Here is a 19,477-nt window from a genome sequence, read left to right as displayed (position 1 = left end):
TCCAAGGGGGGGTCGGGGTCAGGCTCCGATCGTGCTGCGATCGACGCCGACGTGCACGTCGAGGACCGCGATCCCGGCGAGCTCGGCTGCCGGGACGGACAGGCCCCCCAGACGGTAGCGCGCCGCCGTCTCGACGCCGGTGAGGGGCGCGCCGTCGCCCAGCGCCCGCACGCCGCCGTGCCCGGGCTCCACGTGGAAACGGACCGTGCGGCGTTCCCCCGCGACGTCGAGGCTGATCGTCAGCCCGTCGTCCTCGAGCGCGAGGACGGGGTCGAAGCCCACCGCCCCGGCCTGCTCGACGATCCCGAGCGCCCCCTGCACGAGCTGCCGCAGGTAGATGCCCGGGCCGCTGGAGTACACGCGCCACCCGCCCTTGACCCCGACGGTGCCAGCGCGCAGCCGGTCGAAGTTCGCCGCGGCGTCGTAGCGGTCGGTGAACGCTGCGTCGGACGAGGAGTAGTAGCAGTTGCGCTGGCGCGGGAGGCTGTTGTCCAGTCGCTCGAACTGGCCGACGGGGCTGATGCGCAGCAGCTCGGTGACGAGCCGTTCCCGGCCGAGGGCCGCCAGGGCCTGGGTGTAGCGGATGTGGGCGTGGGTGTACATGAGCCCGACCTCGCGACCGAAGTTCGCGGCCTGCTCCGCGCGGCGGAAGAACAGCGTCTGCCCGTCGTGGAACGGGGCGGGCCGGTCCATGAGGCGCACACCGTCGGGGAAGTGCAGGTGCTCCTCGACGAGGCTCTCGTGGCGCAGCACCTGCTCGGGCGTGAAGAGCCCGGCGATGATGGACCTCGTCATGGGGATGAGCCGGTAGGACAGCCCGGTCCGGTCGTCGCTCGGGTGGAGCACGGGCCAGGGACCCTCGGGCGCGAACACGACGTACCCGGCGAGCACGTCGTCGATGACGAGACGGTCGGTGAACTGCCCCGCGATCGTCGCGGCCTCCGCGGCGAGCTCCGCAGCGAGCGCGTCGTGCGCGCTGCCGCGCAGCTGCGCGTCGAGGGTGCTGGCCGCCTGGTAGAGCAGCGCGACGGTCCAGGCGGACGCCATCTCGTGCTTCATCGAGGCCTGGGCGGGCTGGAGCGTGTCGTCCCAGTCGCCCTCGCCGTAGGACAGCAGGTCGGTGCCGGGGGCACGGTGGCTGCGGATGTGGTCGAGCGAGGCGCGCACGTGCTCCGCGATGGGCACCGCGACCGTGCCCGGGCGGCGCGCGTCGCCGTCCCAGAACGGCACCTCGACGTCGAGGATGGCGGTGTCACCGGTCGCGGTGAGGTACTCCCCGAGCGCCATGAGCGGCCAGACGACGACGTCGCCGTGCGCCTCGTCGGAGTAGCGCTCGCCGTAGGCGTCGAACATGAACCACTGCGGGAGCGTGCCGTCGGCCAGCTGGTGGGCGAAGACACGGCGGACGATCTCCCGGGCCACGTCGAAGTGGCCGAACGCGAGGTTGAGCTCGAGCGGTCCCTGGCACACGTCGCGGGTGCCCCAGGCAGCGCCGGAGTACTGCTCGAGGCCGTGCGGGACGAGGAAGTGCACGAGCGCGTTCTGCGTGAACCACGGCAGGAGCAGGTTGACCTCGGCGAGCCGGCCGTCACCCTCCACCCGCAGGTTGCGCGTGTAGTCCGCGATGTAGCTGCGGTGGCCCGCGAGCTCGGCCTCGACGTCGAGCGGGGTCCCGAGCACCGACTCGGCTGCGGCAAGGGCGGGTGCGGCGCCATCGAGGTCGCCGGTGAGCACGAGCGATGCGGACGTCGTGTGCTCGAACGCCGCGGTGGTCAGGGTGGTGCCGCGGGACCGTCCGTCGGCGAACAGCGGCGCGTCGTCCGCGAGCCGGCCCGTGGGGGTCGCGAGCACGTACGCGAGGTCCGGGCAGTGCTCGGCGACGTCGGTGCCCGGATCCGGCGTGTAGAGGAGGGCGCGGCCGTCGAGGGCGGGGGTGACGCTCCACGTCTGGTCACCAGGCTCGACGTCGGCCGTGAGGAGGACGTCGAGCAGCTGCTCCGAGTCCACCCGGACCTCGATGGCGCGGCCGTCGTGGCTCGCCGTCGTGCGGACCTCGATGCGGCCGGTGTCCGTCGCGTAGACCCAGCGGACCCCGCCCAGGTCGAGGACGAGGGCGGACGGCACACCGAGCAGCTGCCAGCCGGCACCGGTGCGGACGAGCGCCCGCACCCCCGAGGAGCGCAGCAGGTTGAGGTGGTTGCGCTGGACGGACAGCAGGCGGTTGGCGGTCGTGTTGCCGACGACGAGGTGCGAGGCGAACACCCCGTACGCGTAGGCCGTCGCAGAGAGGATGTTGTCGTTCGGCCGCACGTCGGACCCGGCCTTGAGGACGTGCCCGTGCGGGCGTTCGACCGCGAGCTCCTTGGCGCGGCTCACCACGTGGGTGGCCTCGGACGTGAAGAACGACAGCAGCCGTCCGTCGGAGTCACGTTCCGGCTGGAGGAGCCCGGGCGAGCTCTCGGCGTGCGCGCCGGCGGTGCCCAGGGCGACGAGCTCCTCGTCGGAGAGCTCGCGTCCGGCGAGCAGGGGCGCGGAGACGAGGAGCGAGCGGCCGGGCGCGGGTGCGTCGTCGCGCCGTGCCGCGGGCTCGGCGGCGAGCGTGACGGCGCGGTCCAGCAGTCCGGGGACCGCGTCGAGGGCGTCCCCGAGCTCTCCGCGGTAGTCCGCGACGACCGCGGTGACGGCGTGCACGGTCCGGGGCGCGGTGAGGTCGAGCTCGGAGCCGACGAGCGCCGGGAGGGCGAACTCGTACTGGTACACGAGGGAGTCCCAGTCCGGGACGTCGAGGCTGTGGGCGCGGCCGTCGAGCTTGCTCTCGAGCCCGTAGAACGAGAACCCGTCCGTGAGGTGGGCGCGCGCGCCCTCGACGAGGGCGGTGACCGCCAGGGGCAGGACGGGCGCGGTCGCCATGGTCTGCCGGCTCGCGACGACGGACCCTGCCCGGGCGTCGTCGACGACGTGGTGGACGAGGTACTGGCTCACGTACGGCTCGTTGTTCACGGCTGTCGCGACGGGTGCGAGGGCGAGGTCCTGCGCGACGACGACGTCGTACACCGTCCCCGCGTCCGGGGCGTCAGCCGCCTCGAGGTCCACCCGCCACACCCACAGCTCGCCGCTCGGGTCGAGGGTGAGCGTGACGCGGTAGCGCGCGCCGAGCGCCTCGCCGGACCACTGCGCACCGGCCGCGTCCGCGGTGAAGGTGCCGCTCGCGCGGCCGCCGACGAGCGGCACGCCCGCCACGGTGCGCGCACCGTCGGGCCCGGCTCCGTGGCGTCGCAGGAACACTCCGCCCACCATGGCGTCGTGCTCGCTCGGCACGTACTGGTTGACGAGCATCGACTCACCGTGCGTGATGGCACGCACGTCACCGGCGCTCGTCAGCTCGATGCGGGTCGCGCCGGCCGCGAGCACCCCCGCGGGGGCCGTCCGCTGGGCGGTGCTCCGCGCGGCGGGCAGTGACGCGGCGGGCAGTGACGCGGCCCCCGCCTCGGCGGGGTCGGTGGCGGACGGGTGGGCGGAGTGCGTGGTCACGAAGAGGTCCCTCGGGGTCGGGCGCGGAGTGCTGGTGCGGGAGAGCGGGGCGGGCGAGGTCAGACGTTGAGCGCGTTGGCGCGTGCGACGTCGCCCAGCCACGCGGCGCTCGGCCGGACGGTCCGCTCGAAGGTCGCCCGGTCGACGCCCACGAGGCCGAACGTGGGCGCGTAGGACCCCCACTCGTAGTTGTCGAGGAGGCTCCAGTACAGGAAGCCCTCGACCTGGATGCCGTCGGTGATGGCGCGGTGCATGCCTTCGAGAGCGCCCTGCATGTAGGCCACGCGCCGAGTGTCGTCGTCGGTCGCGATGCCGTTCTCGGTGACGAACACGGGCACGCCGGGAGCCATCTCGTGGGCGAGGCGGATGCCGTCCTCGAGGGCCCGCGGGTAGAACTCCCACCCGGTGAGCGTGCGCTCCGCGCCGTCGGCGATCGGCAGCGGTCCTTCGCGGCCGATCTTCGTGCGCGTGTACGCCTGCACCCCGACCCAGTCGTCGCCCTGGGCGACCTCGAGGTACCAGGCGTCGCGGTGGTAGCCGTACTCGCGGGCGATCTCCTCGCAGCCGGGCTCCGGCTGGAAGTCCTGGGTGGCGACGGTCCACCCGGTGCGGAAGTCCCCGGCCTCGGCCAGCACGGCGCGGCTCGCGCGGTGCGCCTCGAGCAACGTCTGCGCGACGTTGACGTCCGGCCGGGGCTGGCCGAACGCCTGGAGGGTCGTCCCCTGGCCGTCGCCGCCGGCCATCATCGCGACCATGTTCGGCTCGTTGATGGTGCAGACCCACTCCACGCCCTCGAGGACGGGCAGGACGCTGCGGGTGTAGAAGGCGAAGCGCTCGACGGCGTCCGGCGCGCGCCAGCCGCCCTCGGCCTCGAACCACTGCGGGATGGTGAAGTGGTGCAGCGTGATCATCGGCTCCAGGCCGAGCTCACGGGCCGTGTCGACCATGCGGCGGTAGTGGGCGAGCTCGGCCTGGGAGATGAAGCCCTTGACGGGCTCGATGCGGGCCCACTCGATCGAGAACCGGTACATGCTCAGGCCGGCGTCGACGAGGATCTGCATGTCCTCACGGAAGCGGTGGTAGCTGTCGCACGCGTCGAGGCTGGGCTCGGCGATCGTCGTGCCGTCCATGTGCTCGCGGCGCCACCAGTCGGAGAGGACGTTGTTGCCCTCGATCTGGTGGGCGGCGGTGGCGGATCCCCAACGGAATCCTTCAGGGAAGTGGAGCATGGGTGCCTCGCTAGGTCTGGGGGTCGGTGCGGTCAGGAGGGACGTGCGCGGCGCACACGGCGGCCGCGGTCCGGAAGGGGTCGAGCGGGTCGGGAAGGTCGGGCGTCGGACGGGTCAGCGTCCGGATCCGGCCCGCTGGGGCTGCGGGACGGCGTCGAGAAGCTGCACCGTGTACGGGTCCTCGGGGAACCGGAGCACCTGGGCCGTCGGCCCGGACTCCACGACGCGGCCGGCGTTGAGCACCATGATCTGGTCGGTCACGAGGCGCGCCGAGAGCAGGTCGTGGGTGATGTAGAGCATCGAGACGCCGAACGTCACACGCAGGTCGTCGAGCAGCGCGAGGACGCCCGCACGCAGTGACACGTCGAGCATCGAAACGGGCTCGTCCGCGATGATCACCTGCGGGTCGCAGGCGAGCGCGCGGGCGATGACGACACGCTGCCGCTGTCCGCCGGAGAGCTGGTGCGGGAGCTTCGCCGCGAACTGCTCGACGGGGGTCAGCCCCACGGTCTCGAGCAGCTCGAGGACCCGGGTGCGTGCCGCTGCGCCGCGCAGACCCGTGTAGTTCACGACGGGTCGCATGAGCGCGTACTCGACGGTGTGCAGCGGGTTGAGCGCGGAGTAGGGGTCCTGGAAGACCATCTGCACCTCGCGCCGCAGGTCACGCAGCCCCCGGCGGCGGAGCGTGTCGACGCGCGTCTCGCCGAAGCGGATCGTGCCCGTCGTCGGACGCTCGACGCCGGTGATGAGCTTGGCGAGGGTCGACTTCCCCGAGCCGCTCGCACCCACGAGCGCCATGGACTGGCCGGGCTCGAGCGTGAAGGAGACGTGGTCGACGGCGGTGACGGCCGCCTGGCCGCGGCGCGGCGGCGGGTAGACCTTCGAGACGTCGTCGACGACGATCGCGGTCGCCTCGGGACGCCCCGCCCGGCGGCGCGCCGGGGCGGCGAGCGGCGAGGAGGCGGGCGACGCCGGCGCCGTGACGCCTGGGCCGTCCTCGGTGCCGCCGTGCTCGGTGCCGGTCGTCTGGATCGTCGACCCACGGACGACGAGACCGGGCACCTCGACGACCTCGGCGCGCGGGTCGGCGTAGTGGCTGAGCAGCATCTGGGTGTACTCGTGCTGCGGGGACCGCAGGATGTGCCGCGACGTCGCGTCCTCGACGATGACGCCCTCACTCATGACCATGACCCGGGACGTCGACTCGAGGACGGTGCCGAGGTCGTGGCTGATGAGGAGCGCGGTGAAGTTCTCCGACTTCTGCAGGTCGCGGATCGTGCCCATGACGGCGTGCTGGACGAGGACGTCGAGCGCGGTCGTGGGCTCGTCGAAGACCATGAGCTGGGGCTCGAGCGACAGCGCGAGCGCGATGGAGACGCGTTGGCGCATGCCCCCGGAGAGCTCGCCCGGGAACCTGTCGAGGACGGTGCGGGGCAGCTCGACCTTCTCGACGAGCTCGTGCGCCCGGGCCAGCCGCCGGGCCGGCGGGACGTGGCCGTGCGCAGCGAAGATGTCACCGAAGTGCTTGCGGACGGAGCGGACGGGGTTGAGCGCGTTCATGCCCGACTGCAGCACCATCGCGAAACCACCCTGGCGTTGCCTGCGCAGCTCCTCCTCCTCCATGGTCGCGATGTCGCGGCCGTCGAAGAGGATGGCCCCCTGCGAGATCCGGGCGGGTGCCTTCGCGAGGCGGGTCACCGCGAAGCCGAGGGTCGACTTCCCGGAGCCCGACTCCCCCACGAGCCCGACGAACTCGCCGCGCTCGAGGGAGAAGGACGCGTTCTTCACCGCGAAGGTCGGCTCGGCGCCGCGCGGTTCGTAGACGACCGACAGGTCGCGGACCTCGAGGAGGCTCATCGTCCTGATCCTTCGCGTAGGCGGGGGTTGGACAGTCCGTCCACCCCGAAGTTGATGAGGGTGAGCGACGTGGCGAGCAGCGCGATGCACAGACCGGGAGCGAGGAGCAGCACCCACTGCCCGGTGAGCAGCGCGTTGGAGTTCGAGGCCCAGAAGAGCATGGAGCCCCAGCTCACCGTCGTCGTGTCGCCGATCCCGAGGAAGGACAGGCCGGACTCGGCGAGGATCGCCGCGGTCGCGGCACCGAAGAAGCTCCCGGTGATGAGGGAGGTCATGTTCGGCAGGATCTCGCGGAAGACGATGCGGGCCGCGCCGTCCCCGGAGAACTGGGCGGCCGTGATGAAGTCCCGTCCCCGGATGGACTGCGTCTGCGAGCGCAGCACGCGGGCCCCGTAGGCCCACCCCGTGATGACGACGACGAAGATGATCATCGCCGTCCCACCGTTCTGCAGGTAGGCCGCGATGACGATCATGAGCGGCAGCGCCGGGATGACGAGCACGAGGTTGACGACGAAGTTGATGACGTCGGCGAGCGGACCGCGGACGTACCCCCACGAGAGGCCGACGACGACGGCGACGAGCGTCGAGAGGAACCCGGCGACGAACCCGACGAGCACGGAGATCCGTGCGCCGAAGATCACCTGGGAGAACACGTCCTCGCCGGCGGCCGTCGTCCCGAACCAGTGCGAACCGGAGGGTCCCTGGTTGCGGCCGAAGCCGTTCTCGGTCGCGCCGTAGGGCGCGAGGAGCGGCGCGAAGACCGCAGTGAGGACGAACACGGCGAGCAGGACGACGCCGAGGCGTGCCTTCTTGTTGCTCCAGATGGTCGCCGCACCACGGGTGAGCACCCGCAGCGGGCTGGCCGGTCCGTGCGCCGCCGGGACGACGGTCGAGCCGTCGGACCCTGCCGGGGTGAGGTGGGGAGGCGTCGCGCCCGTGGGCTGGGGGAGGTTCGCTGGGACGGTCATCGGCGGGTCCTCGGGTCCAAGAGTCCGTACAAGATGTCGACGAGGAAGTTCGCCAGGAGCACGCTGACGGTGATCATGAGGAACAGGGCCTGCATGAGCGGGAAGTCCTGGTTGGTCACCGCGTTGTAGAGCAGGTAGCCGACGCCGGGGTAGTTGAACACCCGCTCGACGAGCAGGGAGCCGCCGACGACGCCGCCGAGCGCGAGGCCGAAACCGGTGAGGTTGGGCAGGATCGCGTTGCGGGCCGCGTACTTCACCGCGACGGTTCTGCTGCGCAGTCCGTTCGCCTCCGCGAAGGTCACGTAGTCCTCACCCAGGGTGTTGATCATGTTGTTGCGCATGCCGAGGATCCAGCCACCCAGGGAGGTGATGAGGATCGTCAGCGCGGGCAGCCACGCGTGCCCGATGGCGTCGGAGATGAACGCGAGGGAGAGGTTGGGGGTGGACTGGCGTCCGTACGCGCCCGAGGTGGGGAACCACCGCAGCTCGTACCCGAGGAAGAACAAGAGCAGCAGGGCCGTCCAGAAGTACGGGAACGCCGAGGTGAAGGTCCCGCCGAGGGTGGGGAGCGTGTCGAGCCACGTGCCGCGCTTCCAGGCCGCGAGGACTCCGAGGAGCGTCCCGAGCACGAAGGCGACGACGGTCACGAGACCCACCATGACGAGGGTCCAGGGCAGCGCGTTCATGACGAGCGTGGAGACGCTCTGCGGGAAGAACGTGTAGGAGACGCCGAAGTCGAGCCTGAGGACGTTCCCGAGGTACTCCACGTACTGGGACCACGCGCTGCCGGTGGGGACTCCGAGCTGCGCCTCGATGGCGGCACGGGTGGCGGGGTCGACGGGTCCGTTCTGCGCGAGCTTGGCGAGCGCTGCGTCAGCGGGCGTGCCGGGCATGAGCCGCGGCAGGAGGAAGTTCAGCGTGATGGCGGCCCATGCCGTCAGGAGCAGCAAGCCGAGCTTGCGCAGGAGATACCACACGGGAGGCTCGCCTTCAGGTGGAGGTGGGAGTTACGGCAGGGATGGGCGAGGGGAGTTGTGCGCACCACTCGCCCATCCACGACGAGTCCTGGGTCAGGACGTCTCAGCCGTCCACCTGGGTGATGGTGGTCAGTACGACGAGCGCAGCCGAGGTGTACGGCGTCGGCGTCATGTAGGGGTTGTCGGCGCTGGGCCAGCCGGTGAAGCTCTTGTCCGAGAACAGGCCCCAGAGCCCGCCGTAGTAGACGGAGATGATCGGCACGTCGTTGTACATGACCTCCTGGAGCTCGCCGGCGATCTCCTTCTGGCGGTTCTCGTCGACGGTCATGCGGAACTCCGTGAGGAGTGCGTCGACCTCGGGGTTCGAGTACCGCTGGTAGTTCGACGGCGTGGACGTGCCGACCGGCTGGTAGAAGTCGGAGCTCAGGAGGTTGTAGTACCCCTGGTAGACCGATCCGTTGCCGCTGAAGGACACCATGGCGACGTCGAAGTCACCGTTCTGCACGGCCTGGAAGTAGGCGGCCGGCTGCGGCTGGTTGATCTTCACGTCGATGCCGATGGCCGCGTACTGCTTCTGGATCTCCTGGACGGCGCGCAGCCAGTCGGTCCAGCCGTTCGGCGTCGTGATGGTCATCGTGGCCTGGGTGCCGCTGGCGTCGACGAGCTTGCCGTCGGTGAGGGTGTAGCCGGCCTCCGCGAAGGCCTCCTCGGCTGCTGTGGTGTCCTGCGTGACCATGCCCTCGTCGGGGATGGCGTCGGTGAGCCACGCCTCCTGCGTGGGGAGCAGCAGTCCCTGCTGGCCTGCGGCTCCGATGGTCCCTTCGGAGGCGTTGTCGGCGATCACCTCGCGATCGAGGGCGAGCGAGAGCCCCTTGCGGAAGCTCGGGTCGTCGTAGGGGGCCTTCGTGAGGTTCGGGGCGATGCCGATGGTGCCGCCGGCGGGGAACCAGTGCTGGTTGCCCTCCTCCGCGGCATCCCAGGTGTTCTCGACGTCGGACATGAACGAGTAGGCCCAGTCGTAGCCGTTGTTGACGATGTCGAGCTGGGTGTTGGACGCCGGGAGGACGAGCTTCTCGGCGGCGACCTTGTCGGCCTGCCAGTAGTCCTCGTTCTTGACGAGCGTGTACTGGTTCGCGTTGAACTCGTCGAGGAGATAGGGACCGGTTCCCACCGGGTCCTCGTTCGTGAACGTGACGGGGTCCTCGACCTCGGCCCAGAGGTGCTCGGGCACGATCGGGACGCCCAGCACGACGAGCGCTGCGGAGGAGTCCTCGGCCTTGAGCGTGAAGGTGACCTGCTGGCCCTCGGCGCTCACGGACTCCACGCGGGACCAGATGCCGGTCGTGTCGAGTGCGGGGAACTCCTGGAGCAGGGCGTAGGTGAAGACGACGTCGTCCACCGTGAAGTCCTCGCCGTCGCTCCAGGTCACGCCCTCGCGGATGTCCGCGACGATCGTCTTGGCGTCGGGCTGGGTGTACCCGGTCTGGAGGAAGTCGACCGAGGTCCCGTCGAGCGGGTTCACGACCATGAGCGGCTCGTGGATGATCATCGCCGTCGTGCGCTTGTCGATGGGGAACGGGTTGAAGTTCCGCACGAACGTGGGCGATCCGTTGTCGGCGGCGAGCAGAAGGGTGCTGCTCGATCCGGTCGTCTCGGACGTGTCCTCGGGCGCAGCGCAGGCGCTGAGGGCGAGGGCTGCGACGAGCCCCAGACCCAGCGCGGAGGTCAGGCGCTTGCGCGTCCGACGGGGTGCATCGGTCATGGCGGACTTCTCCTTCGTGTCTTCTTTGTCACGTCGACCGGAGCGGTGCGCATCGGTGCGTAGCGCGGCGGCGAGGCAGGCTGTCCCAGCAATGTATGCGCATACATCCACCGGATGCAACTATCTGCGTCGTGGCCGAGCCCTGTGTCCTTGCGCGGCACCGCGGGTCAGGTCAGGCAGCCACAGCTCTCGCGCAGCAGGACCGTCACCGGCAGCGTCCTCGTCTGCGGCGTCATACCCGGATCGCCCAGGCGGCGCAGCAGCGTGTCGACGGCCGCCCGCCCCAGCTCGCGCATCGGCTGGCGGACGGTCGTGATGCGGGGGCGCGACATCTCGGACGCGTCGATCCCGTCGAACCCGGTGAGGATCACGTCCTCGGGCACGCGCAGGCCGGCGTCCAGCAGGGCGTCCAGCACACCGAGGGCCGTCTGGTCGTTCGAGCAGACGACGGCACGCGGGACGGCTCCCGACTCGACGAGCCGGCGGCCCAGCCCTCGCCCCTCCCCCCGCGTGAAGTCGCCCCGCAGCACCGGCTCCCTCGGTGCGTCGAGACCGGCGGCGCGCACGGCTGCGCAGAAGCCCTCGAACCGGTCGTGGTCGTCCGGGGAGTCCGCCGGGCCACCGACGAACGCCAGGTCACGGACCCCGTGCGCGTCGATGACGTGCTCCGTCAGCGCGCGCATCCCGCCGAGGTTGTCCGCACTGATGTGGTCGTACTCGTCCCCCGCACGAGGTCCCGCGATGACGACGACGGGGATGCGGCGGGCGATGTGGGCGAGCAGGTCGTCGGGCACGGTCCGCGACAACGTCACCATCCCGTCGACGCGTCCGGCCAGGTTGTCGAAGATCGCAGTGCCACCTGCGCCGCGCGCCACCGCGATGGTCACCGCCATCCCGTGCCGCCACGCCTCGATCTCTGTGCCGAGCATGACCTCGCTGATGTACAGGTCCCCGCTCGGAGCGACCTCGTCCGGCGGGTCCAGCTGCACGTGGATGGGGCCGTCCACCGGCGCGATCGCGCCGGCTCCACCGTCCGGGCTGTCGGTCCCGTGGATGCCGTCGAAGTCGGGGAAGCACAGCCCGATCGCACCGGACCGCCGCGCCGCGAGACCGCGCGCGCTCCCGCTCGGGACGTACCCCAGGTCGAGCACGGCGGCCTGCACGCGGTCCCGCGTCGCCTGCGCGACCTCGTGCGGTCGCCGCAGCACCCGCGAGACGGTGGCGATGGACACGCCGGCGAGGTCCGCGACGTCATAGACGGTCGGAGGCTTGAGCATCAGGTCCCCCGTCTCGTCACGGCGCCGATCCTAGAGCACCTGTCCTCAGGCCCCGTCCGCGGGCGGCAGCACACCGATGTCGCGCAGCTCGCGCGTCAGGCCTGTCCCGTTGGGCGCGGCGACGAACGGCACCGGGCCCGCACCACCCGACTCGGTCTGTTCACGGGATGCCGGCAGGGGTGTCGTCGCACCGTGCGCGAACACCTGCTGCGCGGCGGACAGCTGCCGGATCGCGACAGCCCGCACCTGCTCCGGGTGCTCCTGCGCGAACTTTCCGTAGATGACCGGGTCGTGCTGCCCGTCGTCGCCGACGAGGAGCCACTGCACGTGCGGGAACTCCTCCGCGAGCCGCTCCAGGGTGCGGTTCTTGTGCTCCTGCCCGCTGCGGAACCAGCCCGTGTTCGTCGGTCCCCAGTCGGTGAGGAGCAGCGGACCCGCGGGGTACCTGTGGTGCGCGAGGAAGCGGCGCAGCGCGGGCGCGACGTTCCACGCACCCGTGGACAGGTAGAGCACGGGCATGTCCGGGTAGGCGGCCTCGATCTTCGCGTACAGCTGTGCCATGCCCGCCACGGGACGCCGCGCGTCCTCGTGCAGCACGAGGCTGTTCCACGCCGCGATGAGCGGTCGCGGCAGGGCGGTCACCATGACGGTGTCGTCGATGTCGCTGACGATGCCGAGGTGCGGCTCGTCGCTGAGCACGCGCACGGGCGCGTCGACGGCGGGGCCGCCGCGGGGGCGGACGCTCACCTCGTGCCACCCCTCCCCGAGGGAGGACGGCACGACGACGTCGACGTACCCACCGCGGTCCGCCCGGACCCGGTGGACGCGCTCCCCGACGCGGATCTCGACCTCGGCGAGCGGCAGCTGCGCGGTGAAGAAGCTGCGCCACCCGCGCACCGCCCGCAGGGCGTCGGGGCTCGTCGTCGTGGTGGTCTCGCGCTTGACGGCCGCTGGCTCCGGAGCGGAGTCCTCCGGCCGCGCCGTGGCGTCGTCCCGCTCCGTCGTGGTGCCCGGAGGGCTCTGCGGGGAGAGCATGACGCGCGCGAGGACGCGCACCCATCCGGCGCCCGCGGGGTTGCCGTCGGCCCCGGGCTCGCTGCCCGGAGCGAGCCCGTACCCGGTGTACGGCTCGACCCGTGGCTGCCAGCCGCGGCGCCGCAGGGCACTGGCGGTCGCGTGGGTGAAGCGGTCCTCCCACCTGCTCGCGCGGTGCGGACGGCTCGTGGTCGTGGGTGCCTCGGTGTCGGTGATCGGCTTATTCCTTGTGCTGGGGACGGACGTCCGACTGGTCGCCGGACTGTGCGGGACGCGGGTCCGCGGCCGCGGCGGGCGTGCCCTCCGGGTCGAGCTCGTCGGCGCGGCGCAACTGCTCGTCGAGCTCGGAGCGGGCGCCGGTCGCGTGCTCGGTGTGCTCACGCGCCTCCTGCTGCAGCTGGGCGGCGTCCGCCGCGCGGGCGTCTGCCTCGGCCTGCGCGAGGCGGGCCTGCGCGTCCACACGGGCGGCCTCGGCCTCACGGCGCTGCACCTCGACCTGCTCCTTCTCGGCACGCCGCCGGATCTCCTGCGCCTCGTGGCGCTGCTCCTCACGCTGCTTCTCCTCGCGAGCCGCCCGGGACTTCTTCGCTGCGAGCACCGCGACGACGATCACCGCCAGCACCACCACCGCGGCGATCGCCCAGACCACCTGGTCGTTGTCCATGTCGAGCCCCTCTCGTCGTGGGATGTCCAGGGACGATTCGACCGTGGGTCAGCGATGCCCGCAACCGGGACGGCGCTCAGGTCAGGCGCGAGCGGACGTGCGCGACGATGCCGTCGACGGCGGCCTCCACCTGCTCGAGGCACTCCTCGAAGTCGGTGAGATCCCCGTACCAGGGGTCCTCGACGTCGAGCCGGTGCTCGTCCTCGACGCCGTGCACGGCGGGTGCGGCCGGGTCGAACGACCGGAACATCCGCACCCGGGACACCACGTCGTCAGGCACGTCACGAGCGCCGTCGGCGAGCCGCCGCAGCGCGCGGGCGTGCTCGGCGGTCATCGCCACGACGAGGTCCCGGTCCGCGAGGTGCTCCGGGCGCGCCTGCCGCGCCCGGTGGTCGTCGAGGGCCGCGTCGGTGTACCCGGCTGCCTGCAGCACCTTCCGGGCGCGCCGGTCCATCGGGTTGCCCCGCTCCTCGGAGCTGATGCCGGTCGAGTCGACGACGACGCGGTCGTCCAAACCAGCCTCCGCGAGCCGTTCCCGCAGCACGACCTCCGCCATCGGCGAACGGCAGATGTTGCCGGTGCAGACCGTCATGATCCTGTACATCCCACGACCTCTCGTCTCGCGCTGTTCGGCCCCCGGCGTCGCGCCGACTAGCTGTGCCCCGACGGGCGGCGGCGCCGCTCGTGCACCGCGAGACCGGCGAAGGCGAGCGCTGCGCACCCCAGCACCACGGTGACCCACACCCGGCCCCCGTCCGGCCCGAACAGGCTCGGGATGGTGAGGATCGTCGCCGCGCCCGTCACCGCCGTCAGGCCGATGAGCAGCGCGATCACAGAGTCGTGGGGTGTGTGCTTCATGCGGTCGAACCTACCGACCCGGCCCTGGTCGTTCCACCTGCCCATGTCCTCACCGGGAATACAACTCACGCGAGCCGCGCTCCCCTGGGTACCGTCTACGCGCAGCACCGACCGAGGTCGGGCACGCCGACCCCCCCCAGCCGCACGAACACTGGACTCCTTGTGCCGAACGCGCCCACAGCTCCCTCGACCGCCTCCTCGTCCACGGGGACAACGCCTCCCACGGGCGATCCGCACGCACCCGACCCCCACGCGGCGCGCAACCGCCTCGTCATCGGCATCCTCATCGTCTCGGCGTTCGTCGTCATCCTCAACGAGACGATCATGAGCGTCGCGATGCCGACGCTCATGACCGACCTCTCGATCAGCGCCCCGACGGCGCAGTGGCTCACCACCGGCTTCCTGCTGACGATGGCGGTGGTCATCCCGATCACAGGGTTCCTGCTCCAGCGCTTCCACACGCGGCAGATCTTCCTGCTCGCGATGTCGCTGTTCAGCGTCGGGACGCTCCTCGCGGCCGTCGCACCAGGGTTCGTGATCCTCCTCGTCGCCCGGGTCGTCCAGGCCAGCGGCACGGCGATCATGCTCCCGCTCCTCATGACCACGGCGATGACGCTCGTCCCGGCGGCCTCCCGCGGGCGCACGATGGGGAACATCTCGATCGTCATCTCGGTCGCACCGGCGATCGGCCCGACGATCTCGGGGATCATCCTCGACGTCCTCAGCTGGCGTTTCATGTTCATCCTCGTCCTGCCCATCGCGATCGCGGCGCTCGTCCTCGGCGGCTCGAAGATCCAGAACGTCACGGAGCCGCGCAAGGTCCCGCTCGACGTGCTGTCCGTCGTCCTGTCCGCACTCGCGTTCGGCGGGCTGCTCTACGGGCTGTCTGCCGTCGGCGAGGGCGCGGCGCACGGTGCGTCGCCGTCCGTGTCCCCGCTCGTGCCCGTCGGTGTGGGCGCCGTCGCGCTCGTCCTGTTCGTGCTGCGTCAGCTGCAGCTCTCCCGCACGTCGGCCCCGCTGCTGGACCTGCGGACCTTCGGCACCCGGAACTTCACCATCCCGATCGTCATGATCGCGATCTCGAGCATCACGCTGTTCGGCAGCCTCATCGTGCTGCCCATCTACATGCAGTCGGTCCTGGGCCTCAGCACGCTGACCACCGGTCTGCTGCTGCTGCCGGGCGGGCTCATCATGGGTGTGCTCTCACCTCTCGTCGGGCGCATCTACGACCGCGTCGGCCCCACCGCGCTCCTCGTGGGCGGGTCCGTCCTCGTGAGCGGTGCGCTGTGGACGATGGCGACGACGCTGCGCGCGGACACGTCCGAGGTGATGATCCCCGTGGTGCACGTCGTCCTGAGCATCGGCCTCGCCATGACGTTCACGCCGCTGTTCAGCGCGTCGCTCGGGTCGCTGCGACCGGCGTTGTACTCCCACGGCAGTGCGATCCTCAGCACCGTCCAGCAGGTCATGGGTGGCGTCGGCACCGCGCTGTTCGTCACCCTGCTCACGACCGGCGCGGCCGACCGCATCGCCGAGGGGGCGAGCGAGGTCGAGGCGACCGCGGGCGGCGTGCAGGCCGCGTTCCTCGTCGGGGCGCTCGTCAGCCTGCTTGCCATCGCCGCGAGCGCCTTCGTCCGCAAGCCCCCGACGGTCGTGGGAGAGCCTGCACCGATGATGCACTGACTGGTGCGCTTCCCCCGCCTGTTCGGCGACTGACCACCACCCTCCCGAATGCCCCGCTACGCCACCGGGAAAAACCCTTGCCCGGCCCTGACAGCCGGGCGTAGCGTCGGGGGCACATGAGGAAGGAGGTGGTCCCAGAAATGATTTCCCCTAGGACACGTGAGGTGGCTGTCCGCTAGTCGCCAGTGCTGACCGGGCCCCAGGCCCGGACACACGCGGACGACCGGTCGACATCGTCGGATACCCGGGCCCGCACCGAGAGGTGGGCGGCAGCGAGTACCAGGCAGTCACCGGAGCCCGTGGGAGCCGTGGAATCGTCCACCACGGCGCGGTGGGAAACCACCAGCCCACGGGCTTCTCCATGCCCTCGTCGTGCTTTTACCGGACCGACTTCCCATGGAAACCACTGCGACACGGCCGGTGGCCACGCTGGTGAGCACGAGCCGGTCGTCGCCCCGACGGCAGCGGCGCGCAGGTCCCAGGAGCCCCCGAGGAGCATCATGCCCGACGTCGAGCAGACCATCGCCGAGAACATCGCCAAGTCGATCGCCGAGATCCCCCACCCGTCGCTGCCCAAGGGCAGCAACATCTACGGGTCGACGAAGATCTTCCCCGACTACCAGGCCGAGAACGGCGAGGCGTACTTCACGCTCGTGCACGGCATCGCCCACGAGTCGTCGGTGAGCTTCGTGGCGATCCTCCAGGCGACCCGCGCGCTGCGCAAGGGGTTCGAGTCGGCCATCTACTTCTACGGTCCGGGTGCCATCAACGCCGTCGACACCCGCGGGTTCCCGACCACGGGCGACAGCGCGTTCCCGGGTGAGCAGAACATCAACGACGCGCTCAAGACGTTCATCGCCGAGGGCGGCACCGTGTTCGTCTGCCGGTTCGGGCTGTCGCTGCACGGCATCCGCGAGGAGGACCTCATCGAGGGCACCATCCCGGCGCACCCGCTCGACGTCCAGGACGCCGTCATCCACTACGCCCGCAAGGGCGCGATCATCAACTCGACGTACAACCTCTGAGGAGGTCGCCATGACGCTCACGGTCGCGGCGTGCGCCGCGAACTTCGGTCGCGACCTCGACGAGAACTTCGCGACGATCACGGAGCTCGTCGGCGCCGCTCGCGCCCGTGGCGTACGGCTCCTCGCCCTCCCCGAGGCCGCGATCGGCGGCTACCTGTCCTCCCTCGGCGACCACGGGGACACGGCCCGCACCACCACGCGCTCCCTGCCGCCCGCGATCCGCCTCGACGGGCCGGAGCTCGCGCGCGTCGCCGAGATCGCGGGCGACATGGTCGTCTGCATCGGCTTCTGCGAGCTCGACGACGACGGGGAGACCCGCTACAACGCGGCAGCCGCCGTCGACGGCTCCGGGGTGCTCGGGTCCTACCGCAAGGTGCACCAGCCGCTCGGGGAGAACATGTCCTACTCCCCGGGCGACGGGTACCGGGCGTTCGACACCCCCGTCGGCCGGATCGGGCTGCAGATCTGCTACGACAAGGCGTTCCCCGAGGCCGCGCGCAGCCTCGCGCTCGACGGCGCCGAGATCATCGTGAGCATGTCCGCGTGGCCCGCGGCCCGCACGGCCACCGCCGAGAACCTCCAGGACGACCGGTGGACGTACCGGTTCAACCTCTTCGACGCCGCACGCGCCCTCGACAACCAGGTGTTCTGGCTCGCCTCCAACCAGGAGGGCACGTTCGGGTCGCTGCGGTACGTCGGCAACGCGAAGGTCGTCGACCCGGGCGGCAACGTCCTGGCGAGCACGGGCGTCGAGGGCGGCATGGCCGTCGCGGACATCGACGTCGACGCCACGTTCTCCGCGATGCGCAAGGGCATGTTCCACCTGCGCGACCGGCGGCCTCTCGCCTACGAGGCGGTCGTCGCCGACGCCGTCATCACACCCGACGCCCGGGTGCGGCGGACGGCAGCCCTCGACCCCACGGAGCTCGCTCATGCCTGAGATGCGCATGGAGATCGCGTGGCCGGACGGCGTCGTCGAGTCCTGCTACTCGCCGTCGCTCGTCCTGCACGACCACCTCGCGCCGGGCGAGGCGTACCCGGTCCCGGAGTTCCTCGACAAGGCCGCGGCCGCCCTGACCGAGGCGAGTGCTCGGGTGCGGGCGAGGTACGGGATGGAGTGCACGTCAGCGCGCCAGCAGCTCGCCGAGCTGCGGGAGAGCGCCACCCGGTACGCCCCGGACGAGAGTCGTCCCGTGCGCGTCCTGTCGATGGAACCGCCGCTCCCCCGGGAGGCGTCATGAGCACCGCGACCGCAGGAGGCGTCATGAGCACCGCGACCGCCGAGCACGTCCCCGTCCTCGTCGTCGGGGCCGGGCAGGCGGGGTTGTCCGTCGCCTGGCACCTCGAGAAGGCCGGCGTCAGGTGCGTCCTCGTCGAGCGGCACACCGCGGGCCACGAGTGGCTCTCGGGCCGCTGGGACAACTTCACGCTCGTCACCCCCAACTGGCAGTGCGTCCTGCCCGGCTACCCCTACGCCGGGAACGATCCGGACGGTTTCATGACGCGCGACGAGGTGTACGCGTGGCTGCGCGGGTACCTCGACACGTTCTCCCCGGACGTCCGCGAGAGCACCGCGGTGACGTCGGTCTGCGAGCGCGCGGGTGGCGGCTTCACCGTCACGACCACCGCGGGCGCCTTCACTGCGGACCACGTCGTCGTCGCCACCGGCGGGTACCACGTGCCCGTCGTGCCGCCCGTGTCGCACCGGATCCCCGAGACGGTCCGGCAGCTCCACTCGTACGAGTACCGCAACGCCGACCAGCTCCCGCCCGGCGCGGTCCTCGTCGTCGGGACGGGGCAGTCCGGGACGCAGATCGCGGAAGACCTGCACCTCGCGGGGCGCAAGGTGCACCTGGCCGTCGGCAACGCGCCGCGCGTCGCGCGCCGCTACCGCGGCCGGGACTGCGTCGCGTGGCTGCACGACATGGGGGTGTACGACGTCGCGGTCCAGGAGCACGCCGGCGGCCTCGCCAAGCGGGAGAACACCAACCACTACGTCACCGGACGCGACGGTGGTCGGGACCTCGACCTGCGGCGCCTCGCGAGCGAGGGCATGTCCCTCTACGGACGGCTCACGGGCGGCACGGGGAGCGCGCTGCGGTTCGCGCCGACGCTGCGTCAGTCCCTCGACCACGCCGACTCCGTGGCGGAGTCCATCAAGGACGACATCGACCGGTGGATCGCGGCCCAGGGCATCGACGCACCCACCGAGCCGCGCTACACGCCGGTGTGGGAGCCGGCCGACGAGCCGGCCGAGCTCGACCTCGCCGCCGCCGGCATCACGACCGTCCTGTGGTCCATCGGCTTCCGGGCCGACTACCGCTGGGTGGACGTCGGGGTGTTCGACGGCAGCGGTCGGCCCACCCACCGCCGCGGGATCACCTCCGTGCCGGGGTTGTCGTTCATCGGCCTGCCCTGGCTGCACACGTGGGGTTCGGGCCGGTTCGCGGCGATCGCGCGCGACGCCGAGCACCTCGCGCAGCACATCACCGCCACCCTCGGCCCGGTGGTGCCGACGGCACCGGCAGCAGCGGTGGACGCCTCGCCCGCCGCTGCGCACCCCGCGTCCCCGGTCGGTGTCCCGCTCGGCGCCCCGGCCCTCGCCTAGGCT

At 71.4% G+C, this 19,477-nt stretch carries 16 protein-coding genes; 5 read left to right on the top strand and 11 right to left on the bottom strand.

The window, feature by feature from the left end:
- Nucleotides 1-18 precede the first annotated feature (18 nt).
- The 11 genes from AC54T1_RS03360 to AC54T1_RS03310 form a co-directional block, all read right to left on the bottom strand.
- Nucleotides 19-3,531, bottom strand: coding sequence for a hypothetical protein (locus AC54T1_RS03360; protein ID WP_496911023.1), 3,513 nt, complete (start codon nt 3,529-3,531; stop codon nt 19-21).
- Nucleotides 3,532-3,590: 59 nt separating this feature from the next.
- A complete protein-coding gene (locus AC54T1_RS03355) occupies nt 3,591-4,760 on the bottom strand; it encodes a glycoside hydrolase family 1 protein (protein WP_496911022.1) in 1,170 nt (389 codons plus the stop codon).
- Between the two features lie 114 nt (nt 4,761-4,874).
- A complete protein-coding gene (locus tag AC54T1_RS03350; protein ID WP_496911021.1) occupies nt 4,875-6,617 on the bottom strand; it encodes an ABC transporter ATP-binding protein in 1,743 nt (580 codons plus the stop codon).
- Complete coding sequence (locus tag AC54T1_RS03345) at nt 6,614-7,585, bottom strand: ABC transporter permease (protein WP_484343914.1); 972 nt, start codon at nt 7,583-7,585, stop codon at nt 6,614-6,616. Before AC54T1_RS03345 ends, AC54T1_RS03350 begins: the two co-directional genes overlap by 4 nt.
- Nucleotides 7,582-8,562 (bottom strand): ABC transporter permease, encoded by a 981-nt coding sequence (locus AC54T1_RS03340; protein WP_484343913.1) that lies wholly within the window; start codon nt 8,560-8,562, stop codon nt 7,582-7,584. Before AC54T1_RS03340 ends, AC54T1_RS03345 begins: the two co-directional genes overlap by 4 nt.
- 103 nt (nt 8,563-8,665) lie before the next feature.
- Nucleotides 8,666-10,324: an ABC transporter substrate-binding protein gene (locus tag AC54T1_RS03335; RefSeq protein ID WP_484343912.1), complete on the bottom strand. Its 1,659-nt coding sequence runs from the start codon at nt 10,322-10,324 to the stop codon at nt 8,666-8,668.
- A 167-nt stretch (nt 10,325-10,491) separates the two neighbouring features.
- Nucleotides 10,492-11,601: a LacI family DNA-binding transcriptional regulator gene (locus AC54T1_RS03330; protein ID WP_484343911.1), complete on the bottom strand. Its 1,110-nt coding sequence runs from the start codon at nt 11,599-11,601 to the stop codon at nt 10,492-10,494.
- A gap of 45 nt (nt 11,602-11,646) precedes the next feature.
- Nucleotides 11,647-12,657: an App1 family protein phosphatidate phosphatase gene (locus AC54T1_RS03325; RefSeq protein WP_496911020.1), complete on the bottom strand. Its 1,011-nt coding sequence runs from the start codon at nt 12,655-12,657 to the stop codon at nt 11,647-11,649.
- 199 nt (nt 12,658-12,856) lie between these two features.
- The gene (locus tag AC54T1_RS03320; protein ID WP_496911019.1) at nt 12,857-13,300 is read right to left on the bottom strand and encodes a hypothetical protein; all 444 of its coding nucleotides are present in this window, start codon (nt 13,298-13,300) and stop codon (nt 12,857-12,859) included.
- A 76-nt stretch (nt 13,301-13,376) separates the two neighbouring features.
- Nucleotides 13,377-13,892 (bottom strand): low molecular weight protein-tyrosine-phosphatase, encoded by a 516-nt coding sequence (locus tag AC54T1_RS03315; RefSeq protein ID WP_484343908.1) that lies wholly within the window; start codon nt 13,890-13,892, stop codon nt 13,377-13,379.
- 59 nt (nt 13,893-13,951) lie between these two features.
- Entirely contained in the window at nt 13,952-14,158 is a 207-nt protein-coding gene (locus AC54T1_RS03310; RefSeq protein WP_484343907.1) for a hypothetical protein, read from the bottom strand.
- A gap of 162 nt (nt 14,159-14,320) precedes the next feature.
- Here AC54T1_RS03310 and AC54T1_RS03305 point away from each other — a divergent pair, with 162 nt between their 5' ends.
- The 5 genes from AC54T1_RS03305 to AC54T1_RS03285 all read left to right on the top strand — a co-directional run bounded on the left by AC54T1_RS03305 (nt 14,321) and on the right by AC54T1_RS03285 (nt 19,474).
- Nucleotides 14,321-15,841, top strand: coding sequence for a DHA2 family efflux MFS transporter permease subunit (locus AC54T1_RS03305; RefSeq protein ID WP_496911018.1), 1,521 nt, complete (start codon nt 14,321-14,323; stop codon nt 15,839-15,841).
- A 500-nt stretch (nt 15,842-16,341) separates the two neighbouring features.
- On the top strand, nt 16,342-16,866 hold the full coding sequence (locus tag AC54T1_RS03300; RefSeq protein WP_484343905.1) for an MSMEG_0572/Sll0783 family nitrogen starvation response protein: 525 nt from the start codon (nt 16,342-16,344) through the stop codon (nt 16,864-16,866).
- Between the two features lie 10 nt (nt 16,867-16,876).
- Entirely contained in the window at nt 16,877-17,806 is a 930-nt protein-coding gene (locus AC54T1_RS03295; RefSeq protein ID WP_496911017.1) for a carbon-nitrogen hydrolase family protein, read from the top strand.
- A complete protein-coding gene (locus AC54T1_RS03290; protein ID WP_496911016.1) occupies nt 17,799-18,107 on the top strand; it encodes an MSMEG_0570 family nitrogen starvation response protein in 309 nt (102 codons plus the stop codon). The genes AC54T1_RS03295 and AC54T1_RS03290 overlap by 8 nt, the downstream gene beginning before the upstream one ends.
- Nucleotides 18,108-18,130: 23 nt before the next feature.
- Nucleotides 18,131-19,474 (top strand): MSMEG_0569 family flavin-dependent oxidoreductase, encoded by a 1,344-nt coding sequence (locus AC54T1_RS03285; RefSeq protein ID WP_496911015.1) that lies wholly within the window; start codon nt 18,131-18,133, stop codon nt 19,472-19,474.
- Nucleotides 19,475-19,477 lie beyond the last annotated feature (3 nt).

It is taken from the genome of Sanguibacter sp. Z41_6 (assembly GCF_059621145.1).
Note: the sequence above shows the minus strand (reverse complement) of the source record. Positions and strands in the feature narration are given on the sequence as shown.